The sequence below is a fragment of the Ruegeria atlantica genome (genome assembly GCF_947495585.1).
Taxonomy (GTDB): Bacteria; Pseudomonadota; Alphaproteobacteria; order Rhodobacterales; family Rhodobacteraceae; genus Ruegeria; species Ruegeria atlantica_G.
Window position 1 is genome coordinate 1,101,969 of sequence record NZ_CANLZK010000001.1, and the last position, 23,936, is coordinate 1,125,904.

At 57.5% G+C, this 23,936-nt stretch carries 23 protein-coding genes; 12 read left to right on the forward strand and 11 right to left on the reverse strand.

Annotation, left to right across the window (positions count from 1 at the left end):
• Positions 1-65: 65 nt before the first annotated feature.
• The 3 genes from tig to QMP16_RS05450 all read right to left on the reverse strand — a co-directional run bounded on the left by tig (position 66) and on the right by QMP16_RS05450 (position 4,743).
• Positions 66-1,397, reverse strand: a complete 1,332-nt coding sequence (gene tig / locus QMP16_RS05440; protein ID WP_282151585.1) for a trigger factor — start codon at positions 1,395-1,397, stop codon at positions 66-68.
• A 183-nt stretch (positions 1,398-1,580) separates the two neighbouring features.
• The gene (locus QMP16_RS05445) at positions 1,581-2,705 is read right to left on the reverse strand and encodes a porin (protein ID WP_282151512.1); all 1,125 of its coding nucleotides are present in this window, start codon (positions 2,703-2,705) and stop codon (positions 1,581-1,583) included.
• A 301-nt stretch (positions 2,706-3,006) separates the two neighbouring features.
• Positions 3,007-4,743, reverse strand: a complete 1,737-nt coding sequence (locus QMP16_RS05450; RefSeq protein WP_282151513.1) for an NAD(P)H-hydrate dehydratase — start codon at positions 4,741-4,743, stop codon at positions 3,007-3,009.
• Between the two features lie 169 nt (positions 4,744-4,912).
• Here QMP16_RS05450 and QMP16_RS05455 point away from each other — a divergent pair, with 169 nt between their 5' ends.
• From QMP16_RS05455 to QMP16_RS05475, 5 genes are all read left to right on the forward strand, one after another.
• A complete protein-coding gene (locus QMP16_RS05455) occupies positions 4,913-5,251 on the forward strand; it encodes a P-II family nitrogen regulator (RefSeq protein WP_282151514.1) in 339 nt (112 codons plus the stop codon).
• Positions 5,252-5,284: 33 nt separating this feature from the next.
• Positions 5,285-6,691 (forward strand): type I glutamate--ammonia ligase, encoded by a 1,407-nt coding sequence (gene glnA, locus QMP16_RS05460; RefSeq protein WP_058277498.1) that lies wholly within the window; start codon positions 5,285-5,287, stop codon positions 6,689-6,691.
• A 99-nt stretch (positions 6,692-6,790) separates the two neighbouring features.
• Positions 6,791-7,435, forward strand: a complete 645-nt coding sequence (locus QMP16_RS05465) for an MSMEG_1061 family FMN-dependent PPOX-type flavoprotein (RefSeq protein ID WP_282151515.1) — start codon at positions 6,791-6,793, stop codon at positions 7,433-7,435.
• A gap of 66 nt (positions 7,436-7,501) precedes the next feature.
• Positions 7,502-8,290, forward strand: coding sequence for a lytic murein transglycosylase (locus tag QMP16_RS05470; protein ID WP_282151516.1), 789 nt, complete (start codon positions 7,502-7,504; stop codon positions 8,288-8,290).
• A gap of 199 nt (positions 8,291-8,489) precedes the next feature.
• Positions 8,490-9,401: a hypothetical protein gene (locus tag QMP16_RS05475; protein ID WP_282151517.1), complete on the forward strand. Its 912-nt coding sequence runs from the start codon at positions 8,490-8,492 to the stop codon at positions 9,399-9,401.
• A gap of 36 nt (positions 9,402-9,437) precedes the next feature.
• Here the strand turns inward: QMP16_RS05475 and QMP16_RS05480 are convergent, their stop codons facing one another.
• Positions 9,438-10,181 carry a heme-dependent oxidative N-demethylase family protein gene (locus QMP16_RS05480; RefSeq protein ID WP_282151518.1) on the reverse strand — a complete coding sequence of 248 codons (744 nt, stop codon included), beginning with the start codon at positions 10,179-10,181 and terminating at the stop codon, positions 9,438-9,440.
• A gap of 123 nt (positions 10,182-10,304) precedes the next feature.
• Here QMP16_RS05480 and dddP point away from each other — a divergent pair, with 123 nt between their 5' ends.
• On the forward strand, positions 10,305-11,648 hold the full coding sequence (gene dddP, locus QMP16_RS05485) for a dimethylsulfonioproprionate lyase DddP (RefSeq protein WP_282151519.1): 1,344 nt from the start codon (positions 10,305-10,307) through the stop codon (positions 11,646-11,648).
• Between the two features lie 4 nt (positions 11,649-11,652).
• Here dddP and QMP16_RS05490 read toward each other — a convergent pair whose 3' ends face one another.
• On the reverse strand, positions 11,653-11,847 hold the full coding sequence (locus QMP16_RS05490; protein ID WP_282151520.1) for a hypothetical protein: 195 nt from the start codon (positions 11,845-11,847) through the stop codon (positions 11,653-11,655).
• Between the two features lie 241 nt (positions 11,848-12,088).
• Here QMP16_RS05490 and QMP16_RS05495 point away from each other — a divergent pair, with 241 nt between their 5' ends.
• On the forward strand, positions 12,089-13,303 hold the full coding sequence (locus QMP16_RS05495; RefSeq protein WP_282151521.1) for a bifunctional alpha/beta hydrolase/OsmC family protein: 1,215 nt from the start codon (positions 12,089-12,091) through the stop codon (positions 13,301-13,303).
• 9 nt (positions 13,304-13,312) lie between these two features.
• Here QMP16_RS05495 and QMP16_RS05500 read toward each other — a convergent pair whose 3' ends face one another.
• The 5 genes from QMP16_RS05500 to QMP16_RS05520 form a co-directional block, all read right to left on the reverse strand.
• Positions 13,313-13,663: a hypothetical protein gene (locus QMP16_RS05500; RefSeq protein WP_082649311.1), complete on the reverse strand. Its 351-nt coding sequence runs from the start codon at positions 13,661-13,663 to the stop codon at positions 13,313-13,315.
• A 10-nt stretch (positions 13,664-13,673) separates the two neighbouring features.
• The gene (locus tag QMP16_RS05505) at positions 13,674-14,231 is read right to left on the reverse strand and encodes a hypothetical protein (RefSeq protein ID WP_282151522.1); all 558 of its coding nucleotides are present in this window, start codon (positions 14,229-14,231) and stop codon (positions 13,674-13,676) included.
• Positions 14,232-14,372: 141 nt separating this feature from the next.
• A complete protein-coding gene (locus tag QMP16_RS05510; RefSeq protein ID WP_282151523.1) occupies positions 14,373-14,960 on the reverse strand; it encodes a biotin transporter BioY in 588 nt (195 codons plus the stop codon).
• A 68-nt stretch (positions 14,961-15,028) separates the two neighbouring features.
• Positions 15,029-15,451 (reverse strand): DUF6314 family protein, encoded by a 423-nt coding sequence (locus tag QMP16_RS05515; RefSeq protein WP_282151524.1) that lies wholly within the window; start codon positions 15,449-15,451, stop codon positions 15,029-15,031.
• Positions 15,448-15,780: a hypothetical protein gene (locus QMP16_RS05520; RefSeq protein WP_282151525.1), complete on the reverse strand. Its 333-nt coding sequence runs from the start codon at positions 15,778-15,780 to the stop codon at positions 15,448-15,450. Before QMP16_RS05520 ends, QMP16_RS05515 begins: the two co-directional genes overlap by 4 nt.
• Positions 15,781-15,869: 89 nt before the next feature.
• On the opposite strand from QMP16_RS05520, the gene purB reads away from it, so the two are divergent.
• The 4 genes from purB to QMP16_RS05540 all read left to right on the forward strand — a co-directional run bounded on the left by purB (position 15,870) and on the right by QMP16_RS05540 (position 20,292).
• Positions 15,870-17,174, forward strand: coding sequence for an adenylosuccinate lyase (purB, locus tag QMP16_RS05525; RefSeq protein WP_282151526.1), 1,305 nt, complete (start codon positions 15,870-15,872; stop codon positions 17,172-17,174).
• A 379-nt stretch (positions 17,175-17,553) separates the two neighbouring features.
• Positions 17,554-18,093, forward strand: a complete 540-nt coding sequence (locus QMP16_RS05530; protein WP_058274031.1) for a tetratricopeptide repeat protein — start codon at positions 17,554-17,556, stop codon at positions 18,091-18,093.
• Positions 18,094-18,161: 68 nt separating this feature from the next.
• A complete protein-coding gene (locus QMP16_RS05535; protein WP_282151527.1) occupies positions 18,162-19,253 on the forward strand; it encodes a flagellar motor switch protein FliG in 1,092 nt (363 codons plus the stop codon).
• A 115-nt stretch (positions 19,254-19,368) separates the two neighbouring features.
• Positions 19,369-20,292 (forward strand): lysophospholipid acyltransferase family protein, encoded by a 924-nt coding sequence (locus tag QMP16_RS05540; RefSeq protein ID WP_282151528.1) that lies wholly within the window; start codon positions 19,369-19,371, stop codon positions 20,290-20,292.
• Here QMP16_RS05540 and QMP16_RS05545 read toward each other — a convergent pair whose 3' ends face one another.
• Positions 20,293-20,994 carry a DUF1223 domain-containing protein gene (locus QMP16_RS05545; RefSeq protein ID WP_282151529.1) on the reverse strand — a complete coding sequence of 234 codons (702 nt, stop codon included), beginning with the start codon at positions 20,992-20,994 and terminating at the stop codon, positions 20,293-20,295.
• Positions 20,995-21,225: 231 nt separating this feature from the next.
• Here QMP16_RS05545 and acnA point away from each other — a divergent pair, with 231 nt between their 5' ends.
• A complete protein-coding gene (acnA, locus tag QMP16_RS05550; RefSeq protein WP_282151530.1) occupies positions 21,226-23,916 on the forward strand; it encodes an aconitate hydratase AcnA in 2,691 nt (896 codons plus the stop codon).
• Positions 23,917-23,936 lie beyond the last annotated feature (20 nt).

The window sequence follows — 23,936 nt, forward strand, 5'->3', positions numbered from 1 at the left end:
GCGGAGCCGTCTTTTTTCAGACGGCTCCGTATTTTTTTACGCCCATGGGGATGGGCGAACGAGGATTACTCCTCGTCCAGTGCCTCAACGGCTTTCTGCAGATCGTCTTTGCTGACTTCTTTGTCCGCGACCTGAGCCAGTTCAAAGACGTAGTCGATGACTTTGTCTTCGAAGATCGGCGCGCGCAGCTGTTGCTGCATCTGAGCGTTCTGCTGCACGAACTCAAAGAACTGACGTTCCTGACCCGGGTACTGACGTGCCTGGTTCATGATCGCCTGGGTCATCTCGGAATCAGTGACCTCAACCTCGGCCTTCTGGCCCAGTTCAGCCAACAGCAGGCCCAGACGCACGCGGCGTTCGGCCAGCTTGTTGTGCTCGTCTGTGGGCTCGATCTCGGCGTGGTCGTGACCTTCCACTTCCGGGTTTTCCTCGTGCCACAGCTGATGTGCGATCTGCTTGGCTTCGGCTTCAACCAGCGACGGCGGCAGGTCGAACGATACCTTCTCGTCCAGCGCGTCCAGCAGGCCACGCTTCATAACCGCGCGCGATGCACCGGAATATTCCGCTTCCAGACGCTCGGCGATTTGACCTTTCAGCGCGGCCAGATCTTCTGCGCCGAACTTGGTTGCCAGCTCATCGTTTACTTCTGCAGCAACGGGTTCCTTCACCTCTTTGATGGTGCAAGTGAATACGGCGTCTTTGCCGGCCAGATGCTCTGCGCCGTATTCCTCGGGGAAGGAAACGTTGACGTCTTTGACTTCTTCGGCCTTCACGCCAACCAGCTGCTCTTCGAAGCCGGGGATGAAGCTGTTGGAACCCAGAACCAGCGGATAGTCTTCAGCCGAACCGCCTTCGAATTCTTCGCCGTCAACCTTGCCAACAAAGTCGATCACAACCTGATCGCCGTCCTTGGCTTTAGAACCCTTGCGGCGCGCTTTGAAGTCCTGCGCGGTTTCGGCCAGGCTGTTCAGCGCTTCTTCGATGGCTGCGTCATCCGCTTTTACAACCAGCTTTTCCAGCTCGACCGATTTCAGGTCAACTTCGGGGATCGCAGGCAGTGCCTCATAGGACATTGCGACCTCGACGTCGTCGCCTTCTTTCCAGTCTTCGTTGGTCATTTTGACCTCGGGCTGAAGTGCAGGACGCTCGCCGCTGTCTTCAAAATGCTGGTTCATCGCACCATCGATGCTTTCCTGCATCGCTTCGCCCAACAGGCGCTGACCGAACTGCTTTTTCAGCAGTGCCATCGGCACTTTGCCTTTGCGGAAACCCTTCATTTCGACTTCCGGCTGCGCTTCGACCAGTTTCTCGTTAACTTTGTCGTCCAGCTCGGCCGCGGATACGATGATATTGTAGCCGCGTTTCAGACCTTCGTTCAGCGTCTCGGTAACCTGCATTATGGTAGTCCCCATAGGATTCGGGGCGCGCAAAACGGCGCGCCGGGCAAATTTGACGCCTTCTATTTGCCCAGCCGCTTACGTGCAAGAGGCAATGGCCAGATCAGCCTTGTTTTGCCACCGATTTGAACAAAAAAACGCCCCGGTCAGACCGGGGCGCCCTAGGTTTACGGGGAAACGTTGTCAGAACTTCCAGAGCGCACCCAGCACCCAGGCTTCGTTCTTGTCAAAGTCGACCGTGTCGTCGAAATCGTGGTTACGGTATTTCAGGTAGGCGTCTGTGTTGATCGCGTCGATCCGCTGAACAACGGCAATACCCCAGGACTTGGTGCTGGACCCCTGATTTTCAAAATCGGAACCGTCGAAATAGTCGATACCAACGCCGGTTTTACCCCAGGACACCCAATCCCCTTCATAAGCAAGTTTAGTGTACCAATAGTCCGGGTCGCTGGCGCCGGTAGAGGTATCGTCCCGCGTGCCGAGGGCTGCGGTAAAGCTGAACCCGCTGGGCAACAGGACCGACGCGGACCCAATGGTATCCTTGCGTTCGCCGGGTTGGCCGTCGAAATCCCTTACTGCGTAGGCAAGGCTCGCTGCGAACTCGACACCGTTGGTGAAGGTGTTCCGGTACTTGACCGCGAGATCGTAATAATCGTCGTCGTCGCTACTGGACAGGATGTTCTGACCATAAGCAATCGCCGCTGAGAAGCCGTTGAAATCTGGTGTGTCATACCGCACCCTGCCCCGACGCGCGCCATCAAAGTTGCTGGCCGAGTCGCCAACGGTGATGCCACTCAGGATACCGTCTGCTCCCCGGTAGAAAAACGCGCCGTTTTCATCGTTCGTAAAAGAATACAAAGCCGTCCCGACGTAGGACAAATCAGTCTCGGCAGCTCCGTCCGAGGCCATACTGCCCTGACCGGCGGAGAACTTGCCGTATCCACCCTTGAGTGAGAAATCGGCGTGGCGGATATCTTCCCGGCTCCAACCGTTAGTGTTGGTACCATCCTGGTTGGCTGTCCCGGTACTTGGCAGACCCAGACCGGTTTCAAACCGGAACATGAACTCATTGCTGCCATAGGGTTGCATGACGCGCAAACCTACGCGGCTGTTGGACAGGTCATTGTCCAGCAACCGGGTCTCGGTCTCCTGGCCGTCATCGACCGATACGATCACCGGATCGAGCTGACCGTACAGCACCACATAACCGCCGCTGTTATTTTCGTACTTCAATTCAGCGGCAGCAGGGATCGCCGTGGTCATCGCCAGAACAGCGGCAACCGATGGGAGTTTCAAATTCACTGTCATTTTATTCACCTTGAACGTTTCGTTTGTGGGAACCATCAAAAGAAAAACCGATGTGGCAGCCCACTCCGCAAGGAACCGAGTTAGTCGCGTTTAGGATTTCTGCCTTACGGCTCAAATCGGCAGAAAGTAAATTTTAATCATATCAAAGATTTGGCTACCAAGGCTTCGTAGGCAGGAAAATCTGGGTACAAGTCTGCCACTCTGTCTGATGTCTTTCAAAAGGAATGACATGCACTGATGCGTATACGTGCGGCTATTTCTTGCCGAACGCTGAAAAAAGCGGCTAATTTCCGCCCATGCGTCATTTAGCCAAACTCTGAAAAACCGCAGGTAATTGCTCGGGTAAATCCTCGGCAATCAACCCGGGGCCGAAATGGCGCGCACATTCCACATGCAGCCAGGCCGCCGTTTCCGCAGCCTGCATCGGAGCGAACCCACGCGCCAGCAACCCGGTGATAAACCCGGCAAGCACATCGCCAGAGCCAGCCGTCGCCAACCACGGTGCCGAACGCTCATAATGGGCCGAATTGATCGCGCAGCGCCCATCCGGCGCGGCAATCACCGTGTCCGACCCCTTGAACAGAACGACGCACCCTGCCCGCTTGGCCGCCTCACGCGTTGCGTCGACCTTGGAATAGGCCGGGCCTTTGGTTGGAACCGCCTTGAGCTTTTCAGATATGTCAGGGAACAGCCGTGCGAACTCTCCACCATGCGGTGTGAGAACGCAATTATCGTGCAATTGGTCAAACAGAGCCGCAGGGTCGTCCGCAAACGCGGTCAAAGCGTCGGCATCCAAAACCGTCGCCCGATTTGCCGCCAGAGCAACCGGCACCAGATCCCGCGCACGCTCCAATCTCAGACCAGGGCCAAAGCAAAGGGCATTCAGCCGTTCATCGTCGAGAACATCGGACAACCCGTCGCCACCCTCAACCCGTTGCAACATGATGGCCGTAACCTGTGCCGCAACCTCTGTCTGCGCCGCCGGCGGAACCCCCAATGTCACCAACCCGGCCCCAATCCGCAAAGCACCGCGCGCTGCCAATCGCGCCGCGCCGGTCCTGCCCGAACCGCCTGATAAGATGAAGGCGTGGCCATGGGAATACTTGTGTTGCCATTTGAATTTGGGCATTCGATAGAGCGGCAAACCACCCCATGTTCGCTCGTCCTTCACGCGGCCAGGTGCCTCGGCAAGGGTTAGAAAAGCAGGTCGGCTCGCCCTGCGAAAAGGCTTGGGGCCTAATGTGAACGCACTGTCGTATGGTTCACCGTTAAAGCGGCAACGCTGCGTGGAAATACCGATGTCTTTAACAACGAGCTTGCCACACAAATCCGGCCCTTGCGCCAGAAAATGCCCGGGCTTTGGGCTATCGAAACACACGGTCAACCAAGCAAAACGGTCATGCAAAGCGCGCGCGCCGCCCGCAGTAGCAACCTTGTTTCGCATCTCTGCGGGCAAACCGTCCAGAAACTCGCGAGGCCATAGGTTCAATGGCTCTTGATGCAACACCCGCCCGCTGTCCAAACACAAGCCGGATGGGGCATCTATGCTGACCAGGCGGTCGGTGTAATCGTCCCCATTCATACCAGAAAGATGCCGAACGACCTTGAACAGTTCACCGTCCAAGCCGCGTTTCAGTCCCGTCCCAAACAGAGCGTCAACGTAAAGATCGGCAAAACCACCCTTGCGCATGTCCTTTTCAGTCAGCGGAACAACCTCCCCCAACTCCTGCCACCGATCATAGTTCATTTGCGCATCTGCTGGCAGCTTGTCGGCGTCCCCATACAGAAAAACCTCGACTTCCCAGCCCCACTCTTTCAACAGGCGCGCGACGACAAACCCATCACCGCCATTGTTGCCGGGGCCACACAAAACCACAGCACGCCCCGAAGTTTTCGCCAACTCCGGCCATTCCTCAAAAATCGCCTCGACAACCCCGCGACCGGCGTGCTCCATCAGTTCCAGACCGGTCACCTGACCGGACTCAATCGCCGCTGTTTCAATTGCTCGCATCTGCGCCGCTGTCAGCAATTCCGTCATCTCAAATCCTCTGGCGATTCAGTTTCGCTTACTTTTTGTGCAAGTTGATCAAAAATTGACCCGACGCCCATTTTCTCAGCGCCCGGCTCGGGCCGATATCGCTATCACATTGCCGCCCGAATTTAGACGTGGTCAGTGCCAAACTGACAAGAGTTAACAGGAGCCCGGAATGAAGAAGATCGAAGCGATCATCAAGCCGTTCAAACTCGATGAGGTTAAAGAGGCGCTGCAGGATGTCGGCGTCCAGGGTCTCAGCGTGATCGAGGTTAAGGGCTTTGGCCGTCAAAAGGGCCATACCGAACTGTATCGCGGCGCGGAGTACGTCGTCGATTTCCTGCCCAAGGTGAAGGTCGAGGTTGTGCTGGACGACGATCAGGTCGACGCAGCCATTGATGCCATCGTCTCGGCAGCGAAAACCGACAAGATCGGCGACGGCAAGATCTTTGTCTCGCCCGTTGAACAAGCCATTCGCATCCGGACCGGGGAAACCGGCCCGGAAGCGCTGTAACAGAACAAACTCAAAGCAGAGGAATATTAAGTTATGAGCAAGGACGCAGTTCTTCAGCTGATCAAAGACGAGGACGCCGAGTACGTCGACGTTCGCTTCACTGATCCCCGCGGCAAGCTTCAGCACGTCACGCTGATGGCCGACCAAGTTGACGAGGACTTCCTGGAAGAAGGCTTCATGTTCGACGGTTCGTCCATCGCGGGCTGGAAGTCGATCGAAGCATCCGACATGAAATTGATGGTCGACACCAACAGCGCATATGTCGATCCGTTCTACGCGGAAAAAACCATCTGTGTGCACTGCTCGGTTGTTGAGCCCGACACCGGCGAAGCCTATGAGCGTGACCCGCGCGGCACCGCTCAGAAAGCCGAAGCCTATCTGAAAGCATCGGGTATCGGTGATGTGGCCTATATGGGCCCAGAAGCGGAATTCTTCTTGTTCGACGACGTCCGTTTCTCCAACAGCATCAACAAGGTATCTTACGAAGTTGATGCGACCGACGCGTCGTGGAACACTGACACCGAATACGAGATGGGCAACATGGGCCATCGTCCGGGCGTCAAGGGCGGCTACTTCCCGGTGAACCCGATCGACGAAGCGCAGGACCTGCGTTCAGAAATGCTGTCGACCATGAAGCGTCTGGGCATGAAGGTCGACAAGCACCACCACGAAGTTGCCTCGTGCCAGCACGAGCTGGGTCTGATCTTCGACAGCCTGACCAAACAGGCGGACGAGCTGCAGAAGTACAAGTACATCATCCACAATGTTGCGCACGCCTACGGTAAATCGGCCACGTTCATGCCGAAACCGATCGCAGGTGACAACGGTACCGGCATGCACGTGAACATGTCGATCTGGAAAGACGGCAAACCACTGTTCGCAGGCGACAAATACGCCGATCTGTCGGATGAAGCCCTGTACTTCATCGGCGGCATCCTGAAGCACGCCAAAACGCTGAACGCCTTCACCAACCCGGCGACCAACAGCTACAAGCGTCTGATCCCGGGCTTTGAGGCCCCAGTTCTGCGCGCCTATTCGGCCCGTAACCGTTCGGGTTGCGTCCGTATTCCGTGGACCGAAAGCCCGAAAGCCAAGCGCGTTGAGGCTCGTTTCCCCGATCCAGCGGCGAACCCCTACTTGGCATTTGCCGCTTTGCTGATGGCTGGTCTGGACGGCATCAAGAACAAGATCGATCCGGGCGAAGCCATGGACAAGAACCTGTACGATCTGCCTGCCGAAGAACTGGCCGACATCCCGACCGTCTGCGGCAGCTTGCGCGAAGCTCTGGAAGCTCTGGCATCGGATCACGACTTCCTGCTGCAGGGCGACGTGTTCACCAAGGACCAGATCGACGGCTACATCGCACTGAAGATGGAAGAAGTCGAAACCTACGAGCACACCCCGCACCCGGTTGAATACGGCATGTACTACAGCTGCTGATCCGATTTGCGGTTTAAAATTCAAGGGCGTCCACTCGGGCGCCCTTGTTTCGTTTGGTACGATCTCTCACACTCGACCCACCCGGTTAGGAGAGATCGCATGTCATCAGACGCCCCCTTTTCTCAATTCACAGACTTCGTGACTTCGAGCGATGAACTGGAGCGCATAACCGGAGCGCCCCTGCCCCAGATCATCGCCAAAGAGCTGTCCGGGCTGGACCAGATGTGCCGCGACTTTATTGCTAAATCCACATTCTGCCTGATCGCATCAGCCAATCCAGGTGGTCATCTGGACATCTCGCCCCGAGGTGATCCAGAAGGGTTCGTAAGTGTGTTGTCCGACACACTGATCGCAATCCCTGATCGACCCGGCAACAAGCGCGTGGATACGTTCCACAATATTTTGCTGGACCCACGTGTCAGCCTGATTTTCTTCGTGCCGGGCAAGATGGAAACTCTGCGCCTTCGTGGCACTGCCCGTTTATGCAAAGACCGCGACTTGCTGGATAGCATGGCAATAAACAACCGCTCGCCGAAACTGGCCTTGGTCATTCACGTCGAGACAGTGTTCGCACACTGCCCCAAATGTGTGATCCGCGCGAACCTGTGGCGACCGGAGGAATGGCCGGATTCCTCGGACCTGCCCAATATGAACGCGATGATGGTCAAACACGCCAAAATCGACAAAACACCAGATGAGTGGTTTGAAAGTTTGAAAGGTACCGGAGAGCTGGACCTGTACTAACGTCTTTTCGTGCAGAGAAATGCAGCGTACTCTTTTCCTGACAATGCAATTTTCCGGGTTTCCCTGATGCTTCGCTTCGCTCTCTTGTTCGCCCTATCCCTTCCCGCCCTTGCTTCCGCGGCACCTTGCGGCAACACCAGCAGCGGCTTTGAGACATGGAAGAAGGACTTTGCCAAACAGGCGAAACGCGCGGGTGTCAAAAAGAAAGGATTGCAGGCACTGGCCCAATCCCAATACGCCACGCGAACCATAGCCGCGGACCGCAATCAAAAGAGCTTTAAATACTCGTTAGTCAAATTCATGCGCGTACGCGGGGCAGACACCATCGTGGCGCAGGGGCGCAAACGCAAAGCGCGCAACCCGCAATTCTATGCAGCACTCGAACGCCAATACGGCGTACCGGCCGGGGTACTGATCGCCATTCACGGCATGGAAACCGGATTCGGAAACTTCATGGGCGACAGTCAGGTTGTTTCCGCAATCACAACACTGGCCTATGACTGCCGCAGATCCGAGTTTTTTATTCCTCACGCGATCGGAGCGCTGAAGTTGGTCGATCAAGGCAGCATTACGACAGCGACAAAAGGGGCAAAACATGGCGAACTTGGGCACACCCAGTTCCTGCCGGGCAATGCCATGCAATACGGGGTTGATGCCACCGGCGACGGTCAGGTCGACTTTTACAATATGACCGATGCATTGGCCTCAACCGCCAATTTTCTGCGTAAGAAGGGCTGGAAACCCGGTCGGGGATATCAACAGGGTCAGCCAAACTTTGCTGTCATTCAAAAGTGGAATGCCGCCTCGGTTTACCAACAGTCCATTGCAATTATGGCTGCCCGAATCGACGGTTGAAGCTGGCTTGGGATTCCGGCAGTCACACCCGATTTCGGCCACATTGTCGCCACAGACGTCAAAAGGCCCTTAAAATGCCTAGGTTTCCATAGCGTAATCAATCCGCGCGATTTCTCATTTTTTTCCATTTTTGCCCAAATCTGCCCCAGATCGCTTGCTAGATTGTTTCCAAACACAGGATGCGACAAAGGACAGCGCAGTGACTCCGAAGCACAGCTATCACGGTGGTCTGCAATTCGACGGTAAGACCGAAGACGCGATTGAGCGGTTCAGCGACATCGTTGCCAAGACCCTTGCGGACTATGGTCACCTGGTCGAGCGCAAGTCTCTGCAGAACGGCAGCGAAGCCAGCATTGTGTCCAGTCAGTATCTGGTGCGCCTGACGCTGGATACTAAGGTCGCCGAAACCGAAGACCGGTTCGAGCGCCTCAACCGCGCCGCCGGTCTGAAGACAATCCAGAGACCCATCGTAACCCTGCCGAATAACCGGCTGACGATCACTGTGACCCCGGTTTCCCCCCTATTGGATGACAGCGAAGTTTCCGAGCTGATGCTGGTCGTGATCCTTTACAGAATGGTTGACGTCTGCGCGACCCAGCGGGTCGAATGGCTGTCGCCCAACACCGTTCTGACCATCGAACAATTCATGAGCGCATTTGACACACTGGCCCCAAGCAGGCCGCGTGACAGAAAACAGATTTTCGAGGCAGTGACAGGCCCGTTTGCCGGACTGAATGTTACTGACGCAGAAGACCTGGATGAGCCAGAAAAAAAGGCGCTGCCCCCAGTAGCCCGGCCAATCCAGCTGTCAGATGAGCAGTTGCTCAGCATCGCTTTTCGGACAGAACCTATCGAGCAGCCTACCGATCGGGACGACACGCCCCCCCTCGTCCACGAGCAACCCAGCGATATCCTCCGACTGACCAGTTGGGGATTGACGGGTGCCGTGGCAAGCGTGTCCGTCCCGATTGCGGCCTCTTTGGCCGCTGTGAACCTGATAAGGGGCGAAGACTTCCGCCTGAACACTCAGGTGCTGGTGTATTCGGTCGCGATCTCCGCTCTCAGCACAAGCGGGGCACTTGCGGGCGCTGCCAGCGCGCTGGGCATGTAGCCTGGTATGAAATGACCCTCCTTGGAGGCCCCGCCATCAGGCGGGGTTTTCCATTTTTGGCACCTGCTCTGCCGCCAGAACATATGTATGGATCGAAAAAACCACAGCCTGCGTCTCAGGCAGTCGCAACAGCGTCTGCCGCTCACTCCGCAGGAACCGGGCGTGCCCTGGCTCCTGTGCGGCCCGCCGGTCGTATGCACTGCGGGGTTGATGCAGCTCGGTGTCCTCATACCACAGCGCATTGAATCGCCACAGAGGGCGTCCCGGTTGTATCCCGTCAAACAACCGCTGAACCCGCCGGGCGATGTCGGCGTTGTAGCTGTCAACAGGCAGATGGATGTCGATCAGAGGCCGCATGAATTTCTCGGACAAGCGCCAACTGGCAGGAAAACACAGGATGGCACCGGTCAGAACATGTTCATCCCCCTGCTTTTGCAGGATGCAGAAATCTTCCTGCACCAATCGGCACAGCGTATCCAATGGCTGATCCAGATCGATCGTATCACTTGCCCCGTCCGGGCGAGCGACGTGATCTGTGCACTCGGGATAAACTTGGTTCAGGACAAGATTCAACAACTCCTGCGCAGCGGGTTTAGCACCTGCATCCATCGCCAGAACATCCGAACGATGACCGACCAACAGGTCCTCGCGTCTTTGCATCTGGGCGGCGAACGCATCATCGCGGTGCAACCAGTTGTCCATGCTTGCTGGCTGAATGCCTGGCAAAGAGCGCTTGTTCAGCGGGTCATACGGAATTGAAGTCTGAAGAATGGTCGTCATGAATTTGACGTATCATCAGAATTTCCACTTGTCGGTCAAAAAGCGACGAACGCACCGTCGCAAACCTTCAAGACGTCGGGAGATTGATTCTTCACGCTCAAAGAACAGGCAGGGAGACCCACCATGAACCGACACTACCGCGACAGCCGCAAGATCGACCCGACCAAAGGTGCGACTCTTGGTGATGGTACCCCGAATGAAAACGACCGGATCGAAATTGGCCCTACACAGCTTGCGTTTTCAGAATGGGAAAAGGCCGGCCTTGCCCTGCCCGATCTGGCCCGGATGCGCGAACACCGGTGGAAACGACTGACTCAAGCCATTGTCGATCGCGGTTATGGCGGGCTGCTGATGTTCGACCCGCTGAACATTCGTTATGCCACCGACAGCACCAACATGCAGCTGTGGAACACGCACAATCCGTTCCGCGCGGTGTTGCTGTGCGCTGACGGCTACATGGTGATTTGGGACTATAAGAACTCTCCGTTCCTTTCCACGTTCAACCCACTGGTGCGCGAGCAACGATCCGGCGCCGACCTGTTCTACTTTGACCGGGGCGACAAGGTAGATGTGGCAGCGGACGTGTTTTCAAACGAGGTGCGCGTCCTGATCGACGAACATGGTGGCGGCAACAAGCGCCTCGGCGTGGACAAGATCATGCTGCACGGCCTGCGCGCGCTTGAGGCGCAGGGATTCGAAATAATGGAAGGCGAAGAGGCTACGGAAAAGACCCGCGCCATAAAAGGCCCGGACGAAATCCTAGCCATGCGCTGCGCCAATCACGCCTGCGAAACCGCTGTGGCGGAAATGGAAAAATTCGCGCGCGCCAATGTGGGAGACGGCAAAACCTCGGAAGACGACATTTGGGCGGTTCTGCACGCAGAAAACATCAGGCGCGGCGGCGAATGGATCGAAACCCGTCTGCTGGCTTCGGGTCAGCGCACCAATCCTTGGTTTCAGGAATGCGGTCCCCGGATCACCCAACAGAATGAGATCATCGCCTTTGATACCGACCTGATCGGATCCTACGGCATCTGCATCGACATCTCGCGCACATGGTGGATCGGCGACGAAAAACCGCGGCCCGACATGGTGTACGCCATGCAGCACGCGCATGAGCATATCATGACCAATATGGAGATGCTGAAGCCCGGCGTGATGATTCCGGAACTGACGGCCAATGCTCACAAGTTGGACGACAAGTTTCTGGCGCAGAAATACGGCTGCCTGATGCACGGCGTCGGCTTGTGCGATGAGTGGCCTCTGGTTGCTTATCCGGACAAGGCAGTGGCGGGCTCTTACGACTACGCGCTCGAACCCGGCATGGTCCTGTGTGTCGAGGCTGCCGTTGGAGAGGTTGGCGGAGATTTCTCGATCAAGCTGGAGGATCAGGTTCTGATCACCGAAGACGGATATGAGAACCTGACCACCTATCCCTTTGATTCACAGCTCATGGGCCTGAGCTAACGTTTCAGTTCGACCAATGTGACCGCCTGACATTTCCGTGCCAGTCTTCGGACACGGGATCAGCAACCTGCGCCTCAGTAGATGCCACCGGCGGCAGGGTTTGACCAAGCGCAAATCCGATCACCCCAGCCAGAGCAATCACGGTCAGTATATCCGGGCGTAGAACCACGCCCCTTGGATCCATTGCAGTATGTGCCATTTGAACCTCCTGGGCTGCACGTTTGCGATGGTCGTAAGATGGGGAGGTGACGTAAATTAGTAAAACGAATATTTTTTAGAATATACTTCACAAAATTTGATTCTTTAGGTTCACAGGGCGGACAAAGGATTGCGCTCAATCTGTTCGCTTCACTCACCTTCCCGTGACGCTTCTTACAATGGGGTTGAGCGGCCAGTAGGAAGCACACACTATTGGTCATCCCGACGAACAAGGAACTGTCATGCCCACCGAACGCATTACCTTTGCCGGTCACGACGGCAACCAATTGGCCGCGCGCCTGGATTTGCCGGACGGGCCGGTCTTGGCCACGGCGCTATTTGCGCATTGTTTCACCTGTTCCAAAGACATCCCTGCCGCGCGCAGGATTGCGGCCCGACTAGCGGCGATGGGCATCGCCGTTCTGCGATTTGATTTCACCGGGCTGGGTCATTCCGGCGGGGAATTTGCCAACACAACCTTTACCTCCAATGTCGAAGACCTGATCGCGGCCTCGCATTATCTGGCTGGCCGCAACATGGCTCCGGCATTGCTCATCGGCCATTCGCTGGGTGGTGCCGCTGTGTTGCGCGCCCGTGCTGGCATTCCCAGCGTCAAGGCCGTGGTCACGCTGGGCGCACCCGCGGATCCGAGCCACGTCGCCCACCACTTTGAAGCCGCATTGCCTGAGATCACGCAGGCTGGATCAGCGGACGTGATGTTGGGCGGGCGTCCTTTCCGCATCGGCAAGGCCTTTGTGGATGATATTTCCGAAGCGGCCCTGATACCGGCCATCGCAGACCTGAAGGCCGCTTTGCTGATCTTGCATGCGCCTCGGGACGAGACCGTAAGCATCGACAATGCCAGCACAATCTTCCTGGCCGCCAAACATCCCAAGAGCTTTGTGACCCTCGACGATGCCGATCACTTGATTACCCGCGCATCCGATGCGGAATACGCGGCAGACGTGATCACCGCGTGGGTAACGCGCTACGTCAAGCTCTGCCCGCCTGCGCCACCACCGGGTGCGCCCGAAGGTGTTGTTCGCGTGACCGAAGCTGATCCGGAAGGGTTCCTGCAGGACATTCAGTCCGGCCCACGCCACCACGCCGTTGCGGACGAGCCCGCCTCATACGGCGGCACCGACCGAGGTATGTCTCCCTATGGATTCGTGTCGTCTGGTCTTGGGGCTTGCACATCAATGACTATCCGCATGTACGCGCGGCGCAAGCGGTGGCCGCTGAAATCCGTTTCAGTCGATGTGTGCCACAACAAGGTGCATGCGCAGGACGCGGGGCTGGCCAACGAAGGAAAAGTCGATCAGTTCCGCCGCAAGATCCGCCTTGAAGGTCCGCTGACGGCCGAGCAACGCGCGCGATTGCTGGAAATCGCGGACAAATGCCCGGTCCACAGAACCTTGGAAGGGTCAGCCCAGATCACGACGGAATTACTGGACTGACCCGCTAGCTCAGCGCCGCCCTGCGGGGCGGTGAATGGGAGGCCGAGCCGCCGGAGGCCGTGCGACCGGTGGTCGTGGCCGGTTCGGCGGTCGGGACACTGGCGGTCTGTTCGGTGGCTTAGCGATTGGCGGAACAGGACGCGCAGGTGGGCGGCCATCGGGCGGTCTGGGTCGATCCGGTCGGTCGATGTCTATATCTACATCCACGTCGTGATAGTAGTCGTTCCACAACATCGAGTCGTAGAAGGGGTCATACCCGTATCCCACTCCGACTGTGACGCCGTCACAGGCCGAAAGCGTCAGCGTGGCAGCACCCAATCCAAGGGCAAGGGTTGCGCGTTTGATCAATTTGCGTGTCATGTGCGCCTCCTCACTGCAGGGACCGGAACGACGCGAACACGGCGTTCAGATCGTCCACATAAGCCGGATCAGCACCATCACGCAGGATCGCCACGGCAATGGCCACGCGCCCCTTCGGCAAGTCAATCACGGAAACTGTGAAGTTCACACCACGCCCTTCGCGACTGCCGGTCCCGCGAATGACACGCGCGGGCAACCCGCCAATGCGCGTCGTGGTGGTCTCGGACACAGTTGGATCCTTGACTAGAAACCTGTCGATATCCTCAAGATACCGAAGACCGCCCTCGATCGAGGCCACACCCGCAGGCGACACAAAGCCCATCCAAACATTATCGTCCGTGACTGGCCGCATCCCCATGACCCGGGCCACGGCACGTGCATCGCCCAGCTCGGTATCTTCAATTTCGCGCGGGCCACCGGTGCGCAGCGCCCAGAAATCGGGTACAGAAAAGCCGAATAGCGCGCGCCCGTTGTCCGTATAAGTGACAGGAGTGTCGGCGGATGCCGTCCCGACGCTCAGCAAAAGCGAAGCGCAAACAGCGAGTGCCGAAGCTAATTGAATACGCATATCTCAATAACCTGATGATTTCATTGAGTGCAGATTGGCCTGTAGTGGCCCCTTTTGTCCAGCATCCCGATCTGCGGGTACAAAAAAACCGCGCCGGGGTATCTCCGGGCGCGGCTTCGTCAGATTTGGATTGGTTGGCAATTACGAGCGTGCGTCGCCCACCAGTTTCCACAGGCCAGGGATCAGCAGTGCAGCCAGCACCAGCTTGATCGCGTCGCCCACCAAGAAGGGTGTCAGACCCCACTGCAGGATCGGCTGGTCCCATCCGTACAGCTGACCCAGCCACAGCAGACCGGGCACGTAGATCACGAAATTTGCCAGAACCAGAGCCAACGCCATCTTGCCGAACGAACGGTCCCAGCCGCGCGCGGCCAGTGCGCCCAGCAGAACGGTTGCCAGAAGGTAGCCAACCAGATAGCCGCCGGTGCCGCCCATCATGTAGGTCAGACCGAATTTTTCGGCCGAAGAGCCCGCGAACACGTCGAAGCCCAGCGCGCCGATCAGCAGGTAACCCAGCATGGTGACCAGACCCAGACGCGTGCCATAGGCGGTGCCGATAGTCAGCACGGCAAAGGTGCCCATTGTGATCGGGACAGGCCACATCGGAACCTTGATCTTGGCAGCAATTGCCAGCGCAAGAATACCTAGTGCCACCAGCACAACTTGCTTGACGCGCAGCGCGGTGCCTTCGCGCGGGCCAATCGCATTGGCCAGTACATTCGCATTCATTCTTATGTCTCCACCTATTTTCAACTGCAGAAATGCCCGCTTAGAGCTTTGACTGCAACATGATTACGCTATCTTAACCGATATTCGGTGCTCATTTCGTAAGATTTTCTGGGTCCCGAGACGATCCAGCGCACTGACCAGACTGGCCAGGCCGAAAAATCGTAGACAGCATCGTAGCTGTCGGGCGGGCAATCGTGGTGGTCAGACGCATGTGCCTGGCCCAAGGCCAGCCGGTGAAAATAGCGGCCGTCGTCAAAATGTATGGCAATCGCCTCACCCGCCGCGTGCCACAGGTACCTGCGCGTGCCTTTCATCTCGGCTTGCCCCGGCACACGCAGCGTGACTTCTTCGTCGTATATCAAGCCGTCCTCGGTCGGGCTCAGGACCGTGTGACCATGGGCCTGCACCACCTGCCCCGCCTGCATATCCAGAATGGTCCGGGTCAGGCTCCAATGGCCTTCGAAATCCGACAGTCTGCGCGGCAGGCTCATTCGGCGAGTGTCCCGTCGGTCGTGGCAACGTTATCATCCACGAACCGGATCACTTTGCCGCTTTGTTGGACCTCATAGCAGGCCCAAAAATCCGAAGGCGGCCAGACCGAGCAATAACGATCCTCGCGCACCGCCCACCGCCCGGCGCTGGGCCCGCCCGAGAAGTATTGCGTCAGCATCGTATCATCGAAGGTCTGCCAGATACCTTCCCCGTAATCGAGCTTCTGTTCGGTCAATACCGACAGTATTTCATCCCCCGTCAGCGTTCTGAACTCCTCTGCCACCAGAAAACCGGGCCAAAGGGCCAAAATCAGGGCAAACCGTCTCATATTCGCACTCGCGCCTTGTTCCTTTGTCTGCGCGGGTTTAAACCCCGCCGCAACGCCTCCTGCCAAATCACAATAAGGTGCCGCTGCCAATGATTCCACGCTATTCCCGCCCCGATATGGTCGCCATCTGGTCGCCCGAATCCAAGTTTCGCATCTGGTACGAGATCGAGGCACATGCCTGCGACGCCATGGCGGACCTGGGTGTGATCCCGCGCGAGAATGCCGAGGCTGTCTGGAAAGCCAAAGACGTGGAATTCGACGTGGCTCGCATCGACGAAATCGAAGCGGTTACCAAGCACGACGTCATCGCCTTCCTGACCCATTTGTCCGAACATGTCGGCAGCGAAGAGGCGCGTTTTGTCCATCAGGGCATGACCAGCTCGGACGTACTCGACACTTGTTTCAACGTGCAACTGACCCGCGCCGCCGACCTGCTGATCGCAGATCTCGAAGGTCTGCTGGCTGCCCTGAAACGCCGCGCAATCGAACACAAGGACACGGTCCGCATCGGCCGCAGCCACGGTATCCACGCAGAGCCAACCACCATGGGCCTGACCTTCGCGCGTTTCTACGCCGAGATGGACCGCAACCTTTCCCGCATGCGCGACGCCCGCGCTGAAATCGCCACAGGCGCGATCAGCGGTGCGGTCGGCACATTCGCCAATATTGACCCGCGTGTGGAAGAGCATGTCTGTGACCAGTTGGGTCTGGTGCCCGAGCCGATTAGCACTCAGGTCATCCCGCGCGACCGTCATGCCGCCTTCTTTGCCACGCTGGGCGTCATCGCCAGCAGCATCGAGAACGTCGCCATCGAAATCCGCCACATGCAGCGCACCGAGGTGTTGGAGGGGGCCGAGTTCTTCTCGATGGGGCAGAAAGGCTCCTCGGCCATGCCACACAAGAAAAACCCGGTCCTGACCGAGAACCTGACCGGGTTGGCCCGCATGGTGCGCGCGGCAGTGATCCCGGCTATGGAAAACGTGGCGCTCTGGCACGAGCGCGATATCTCGCATTCCTCAGTCGAACGCATGATCGGGCCGGATGCCACGATCACACTGGATTTTGCACTGTCGCGGCTGACAGGTGTGATCGACAAGATGCTGATCTTCCCCGAGAACATGCTTGAGAACATGAACAAGTTCCCTGGCTTGGTAATGAGCCAGCGGGTTCTGCTGGCGTTGACCCAAGCAGGTGTCAGCCGCGAAGATGCCTATGCCATGGTGCAGCGCAACGCGCTGAAAGTCTGGGAACACCGCACCGATTTCAAAGAGGAACTGCTGGCTGACGCGGACGTCACCGCCGCGCTGAGCCCTGAAGAAATCGAAGAGAAATTCGATCTCGGCTATCATACCAAACACGTTGATACGATCTTCGCCCGCGTGTTCGGAGAATAAACCACGATTGATCAATTGGTTCTCAGGGCCCGGTTCGCACAACGCGATCCGGGCCCTGCTCTTTTGCCAGACAGGCCAAAACAGGCTATGATGCCCGCGTATGTCCGGACAGGAGAAACACGATGATCCGCACTTTGATTTGCGCTTTGGCCCTTAGTTGTTCAGCCTCCGTTGCCTTGGCCTGTAGTGGCCATTCCAAGCAAACCCAGTCCTGCGCGCCGGGCACGTTTTGGGATGCAGAAGCCCAAACCTGCGCCAAAATTGTGAATAGCTGAGAAAAAATCTTCCTATTCGTGAATAAACGCGAGCCTTCGGTTGTTAGCTTTTGAGAGAAACGCACTATGCTTTCTGTAAGTAGCCCAGACAACGGAGTAGGAAAATGCGCCTAGTACTCGCTTCAGCCATCGCCCTTCAGGCCTTTGCATTCGCGCCGGTCGCGATCGCCGCTGGCGGTGACAGCAGCCCGCCAAAACCGACCAACACGACTAAGAAGTGTTTCTTCGGTCGGGTCTATGACAAAGACGCCGGACGGTGCGTGAAGCCGGACAAGACCAACTTTACCGAAGAAGAGCTGTATGACGCCGTGCGCGAACTGGCCTATGACGGACAGTTCGAAAATGCACAGGACATCCTGCGCATCATGGATCAGGATGATGATCGCGTGTTGACCTACTGGGGTTTCACCTACCGCAAAATGGGTGAACTTGATCTGGCGAATGCCTTCTATTCTAACGCCATTGAGGCAAATCCCGACAACATACTGGCGCGCAGCTATATGGGTCAGGGCTTTGTCACCGAGGGCAAAACCGATCTTGCCATCGCACAGTGGCGCGAGATCAAGGCGCGCGGCGGTGAAGGCACCTGGGCCGAGGCATCCCTGCGCGAGGCGATCCGCACCGGGCTGACTTACAACTACTAAACTTCAGCCTTTCTTTACCCGACTCTCCGTAATCTGCCTGTGGAACAGAAACTTGGCACCACAGGCAGATGCAGGACACAAACTCTTTGGTTCAACTGGCACCGGGGACATCAACACCCACAGCCGACGCCCAGAACGACGCGCCCCGCGTCGTCCCCAAGGCGCTGAGCAGCCGACAAAAAGCCGCCGTCGTTGTGCGCCTTTTGTTGAATGAGGGCGCGGATATACCTCTGGAAGAACTTCCCGATGCGTTGCAGGAAAAGCTGACCCATCAGCTCGGGCAAATGCGTCTGGTGGATCGCGTCACGCTCGCGTCCGTCGCACATGAATTTGCCGAAGCGCTGGATAGTGTCGGCCTGTCTTTTCCACATGGGTTGGCTGGTGCTCTGGACGCGGTCAGCGACCGGATAGCGCCTGCAGCAGCAGCTCGGTTGCGGAAGGAAGCCGGGGTGCGCCAGATCGGCGATCCGTGGCAACGGCTGCGCGAAATCCCGACAGAAGATTTGGCCACCATCGCTCTGGCCGAAAGCACTGAAATTGCAGCGGTCATGTTGTCCAAGCTGGAAACTGCGAATGCCGCGCAACTTCTGGGTCACCTGCCCGGCCCGGTCGCGCGGCGCATCACCTATGCCGTGTCCAAAACGGCCAACATCACGCCCGAGGCGGTTGAACGGATTGGCTGGTCGCTGGCGGCGCAACTTGATCGACGCCCGGCCACGGCCTTTTCGGATGGCCCCGGAGCGCGGGTCGGTGCGATTCTGAACCAATCAGCCGCAGCGACGCGCGACGGGCTTTTGACGGCCCTAGATGAAGAAGACACCGACTTTGCAGCTTTGGTGCGCCAATCGATATTCACCTTCGCCCATATCCCGGCGCGCATCCTGCCCCGGGACGTGCCTGCGATTCTGCGTGGATTGGATCAGGCTGATCTCGTCACCGCCTTGGCTGGCGCCACGGCCGAGAATGACAAAGCCGCGGTCGATTTCCTGCTATCCAACATGTCGACGCGTATGGCGGATAACCTGCGCGAGGAAATCACCGAACGCGGCAAGGTGAAACTGGCAGAAGCCGAAGAAGCGATGACACTTGTCATCGGCTCAATTCGAACACTGGTCGACGAAGGCGCAATAGCGTTGATCGAAGAGGATAGCGAAGAGTGACGGGCAAGCCCGATCCGGCAAGACAAAGCATGGCTTTGTTTTGCAACGCTTGTGGTTGCGGTTTCCGCCTTGTATGTCTTGCCCGGCAAATCGCAACAGCCGGTGAGACCTATTCATGCCCGTCGAAAAGTCGGAACTAAGCCGCACAGAGCTTAGAAAATACTACATCACTGGATTGTTCATGAAGGGCGTCATCGGGACCTTGCGGTTGCTGCCCTATGAAACACGCCTGGCCACCATGGGCGCAATCGCACGTGGGCTTTCACCGTTGATCGGCTTTACCAAACGCGTGCGCAGCAACTTGAGATTGACCCGCCCTGACCTGTCAGAGGCCGAGGTCAACAGAATTTGCAGCGCTGTTCCGGACAATGCCGGTCGCGCGATTATGGAGCATTTTTCGCCCGAAGGATTCACCGAACGTCAGCGCACGGCAAAGGTAACCGGATCGGGTGTTGCCGCATTTGACTCTGCCGTCGCCGAAGGGCGGCCCATTATGATGATTACCGCGCATTTTGGTCACTATCTGGCAGCGCGCATCGCCCTGCAGGAACGCAGCGGTCAACCGATTGGATGCCTCTATCGCCGCATGGCGAACCCTTATTTCAACGACATGTATGTCGAGGCGTTCCATAAGACCGGCTCGCCGATGTTCGAGCAAGGCCGTCGCGGAATGGTCGAGATGGTGCGTTCGCTCAAGAAAAGTGGGATCATCGCGATCGTATCCGATCTGCACGCCCATGGCGGTGAAGAGCTGACATTCTTTGGCAAGCCCGCCGTGACCTCAGTCCTGAATGCAGAACTGGCAATGAAATACAACGCCGTCCTGATCCCATGCTATGCGGTGCGGCAACCTAACGGCGTGGACTTTGAAATCGTGCTACACGACCCGGTGCCGCATACAGATCCGAAGACCATGACCCAGTTCACCAATGACGATCTTGAGGCCATGGTGAGACAGCATATGGGTCAGTGGTTTTGGATCCACCGGCGCTGGAAAGCCTGGAACGGTTTGGGCGTGCAACCCGAGGACATGCCCTGATTATTTGACCCGCGCGGCCGCCACGATCGGGCCGTGCCCTGCCCTTTGCACCAGCACAACTGCCGGAAAACCTGCGTCGACGGTTACCGAAAACGCCTGAGGCGCGACGCCGTCCCATTGACCTGCCATATACCAGGCCTCGACAACATTGGCATAGTCCAGATCGTGGCCAGCCAACTCTCCGCGTCGGATCGAGGCATGGCGCACCGGTGAATACTGGATGACCCGGATGTCATAGGTTTCTCCGGCCGGCAATTCGACCGGCGTCACATCCACCGATACATCATCGCCCGAGCGCACGGCCGTCACGGACGCTTGCGGGGCGACCTTGAGATGCGCATTGATCAAGCGATCCAGTTCCCGCGATTGCGCTCCGACAACATCCTGCTGCCCATTCACCACCATCTGAGGCGTATAGATCATCGACCGTCCCCCTTCTCGCGCATAAGTGCGCTGGCGCAGAGTGTGGTCCGGGTCGGCATATTCGTCCTTCCACCCGATGTAGTCCCAGTAATCCACATGCAGTGCCAGGCCGATCACATCGTCGCGTTTGGCCAAATCATGCATGATCCGATCGGCAGGCGGACAGGACGAACAGCCCTGAGATGTGAACAACTCAACCACAACCGGATCGCCCTCTGCCAGGGCTGCTGTAGAGAGGAACAAGGAAACTAGCGCTGTTGCGCGAATGGATCTGAACATTACGGGTCTCGGGCCTTTGGCTGGATGTATCCACCGGTTTAAACGCAAGCCCGTTCAACCTCCAATCAACGTTTCTTGAGACATGCGACCATCGTTACCCTTAAATTTTGTGTGCAATGGTATACATAACTCGACAAGCTCATCACCTTGGTCCTTGAACCAAAGGCTTTCGTGATGCAGATAACTATTAGCGAATCCCGGGATCTAAGTCATTTCAGAGGGAGGCCACAGATGCCCATCAAAGTCGGACAAGATACCGCCAAAACACGCCGCAACCTTAGCGTGAATGGCAAATCCATTTCATATTACTCGATCCCTGCCGCGCAAGAGGCTGGTCTGGGTGATTTTTCCAAGCTTCCCGCCGCGCTCAAAGTGGTTCTGGAAAACATGCTGCGGTTCGAGGACGATGGCTTTTCCGTCGCGATCGACGATATCAAAGCCTTTGGCGAATGGGCGCGCAATGGCGGCAAGAACCCGCGCGAGATTGCGTATCGCCCTGCCCGCGTGTTGATGCAGGACTTTACCGGCGTTCCGGCTGTTGTTGACCTGGCCGCGATGCGCGATGGCATCAAGGGGCTGGGCGGCGATGCGCAGAAGATCAACCCGCTGAACCCGGTTGATCTGGTCATCGACCACTCGGTCATGATTGACGAGTTTGGCAACCCGCGCGCGTTCCAGATGAACGTGGATCGCGAATATGAACGCAACATGGAGCGTTACCAGTTCCTCAAATGGGGGCAGTCGGCCTTTAACAACTTCCGTGTTGTTCCCCCCGGAACCGGCATCTGCCATCAGGTGAACCTTGAATATCTGGCCCAGACCGTCTGGACCGACACCGACCAGAACGGCGACGAAGTCGCCTACCCCGACACGCTAGTTGGTACCGACAGCCACACCACGATGGTCAACGGCATGGCCGTTCTGGGCTGGGGTGTCGGCGGGATTGAGGCCGAGGCCGCGATGCTGGGCCAGCCGATCTCGATGCTGATCCCTGAGGTTGTAGGTTTTGAGCTGACCGGCGCGATGCTCGAAGGCACCACTGGCACTGACCTTGTTCTGAAAGTCGTCGAGATGCTGCGCGCGAAGGGCGTGGTGGGCAAATTCGTCGAGTTCTACGGGAGCGGTCTGGATCGTCTGCCGCTGGCTGACCGCGCAACGATTGCCAACATGGCCCCCGAGTATGGCGCGACCTGCGGTTTCTTCCCAATTGACGGCGAGACCCTGCGCTATATGCGTAACACCGGCCGGGATGAGAATCGTCTGGCACTTGTCGAAGCTTATGCCAAGGAAAACGGCCTTTGGCGTGATGAGAACTACGCGCCCATCTACACCGACACTCTGACGCTGGACATGGGCACGATCGTTCCCGCCATCTCCGGCCCGAAACGCCCTCAGGACTATGTTGCGCTGACCGACGCCAAGGCGGCATTTACCAAGGAAATGGCCGAAACCTTTAAGCGCCCGATGGGCAAGCAGGTCGTGGTCAAGGGCGAAAACTACGGCATGGAATCGGGCAAGGTCGTGATCGCCTCGATCACATCCTGCACCAACACTTCGAACCCTTACGTGATGATCGGGGCCGGTCTGGTTGCAAAAAAGGCGCATGAGCTGGGCCTGAACCGACAGCCCTGGGTCAAAACTTCGCTGGCCCCCGGCTCGCAGGTTGTGTCTGAATACCTTGAGGCGGCTGGCCTGCAGCAACATCTGGATGCCATCGGGTTCAACCTGGTTGGTTATGGCTGCACCACATGCATCGGCAACTCTGGCCCGATTCAGAGGGAGATCAGTGAAGCAATTGCCGAGGGTGATCTGGTCGCCACGTCCGTTCTGTCCGGCAACCGCAACTTTGAAGGCCGGATTTCGCCGGACGTGCGGGCCAACTACCTGGCCTCGCCACCGCTGGTTGTAGTCTATGCGTTGGCTGGCACCATGGATATCGACCTGACATCCGAGCCGATTGGGCAGGACAAGGACGGCAACGACGTCTTCATGAAGGACATCTGGCCAACCCAAAGCGAAATTGCCGAGCTGGTGCAGGAAACTGTCACCCGCGAAGCGTTCCAGTCGAAATATGCGGATGTCTTCAAAGGCGATGAGAAATGGCAAAGCGTCGAGGTTCCGCAACAGGAAACCTATGACTGGCCGCCGACTTCGACCTATATCCAGAACCCTCCCTATTTTCAGGGAATGGGTACCGAGCCGGGCACGATCTCAAATATCGAAGGGGCCAAGGTGTTGGCGGTTCTTGGGGACATGGTCACGACCGACCACATCTCACCCGCAGGGTCTTTTGCAAGCACTTCACCTGCCGGTCAGTACCTGATCGAACGTCAGGTGCAGCCACGCGAGTTCAACTCCTACGGTTCCCGCCGCGGCAACCACGAGGTCATGATGCGTGGCACATTCGCCAACATCCGCATCAAGAATGAGATGCTGGACGGCGTCGAAGGCGGCTATACCAAAGGTCCTGACGGCGAAAAGGCTTCGATCTACGACGCATCAATGGCCTACCAGGAACTAGGCCTTCCGCTGGTCGTCTTTGGTGGCGAGCAATACGGCGCCGGCTCATCCCGGGACTGGGCTGCCAAGGGCACTGCCCTGCTGGGCGTCAAAGCCGTGATCGCCGAAAGCTTTGAGCGTATCCACCGGTCTAACCTGGTTGGCATGGGCGTGATCCCGTTCGAGTTCACCGGAGGCGATACCCGCAAGACATTGGGCCTGACAGGAGACGAAACCGTCTCGATCCACGGCTTGGATTCGGTCGAGCCGCTGCAAGAGGTGCCCTGCACCATCATCTTCGGCGACGGGACCGAGAAAACGATCACGCTGAAATGCCGGATCGATACCGCGCCCGAGATCGAATACATCGAAAACGGTGGCGTGCTGCAATACGTATTGCGGAACCTTGCCAAGGAAACTTAAAACAACAAAGCCCCGGCCAA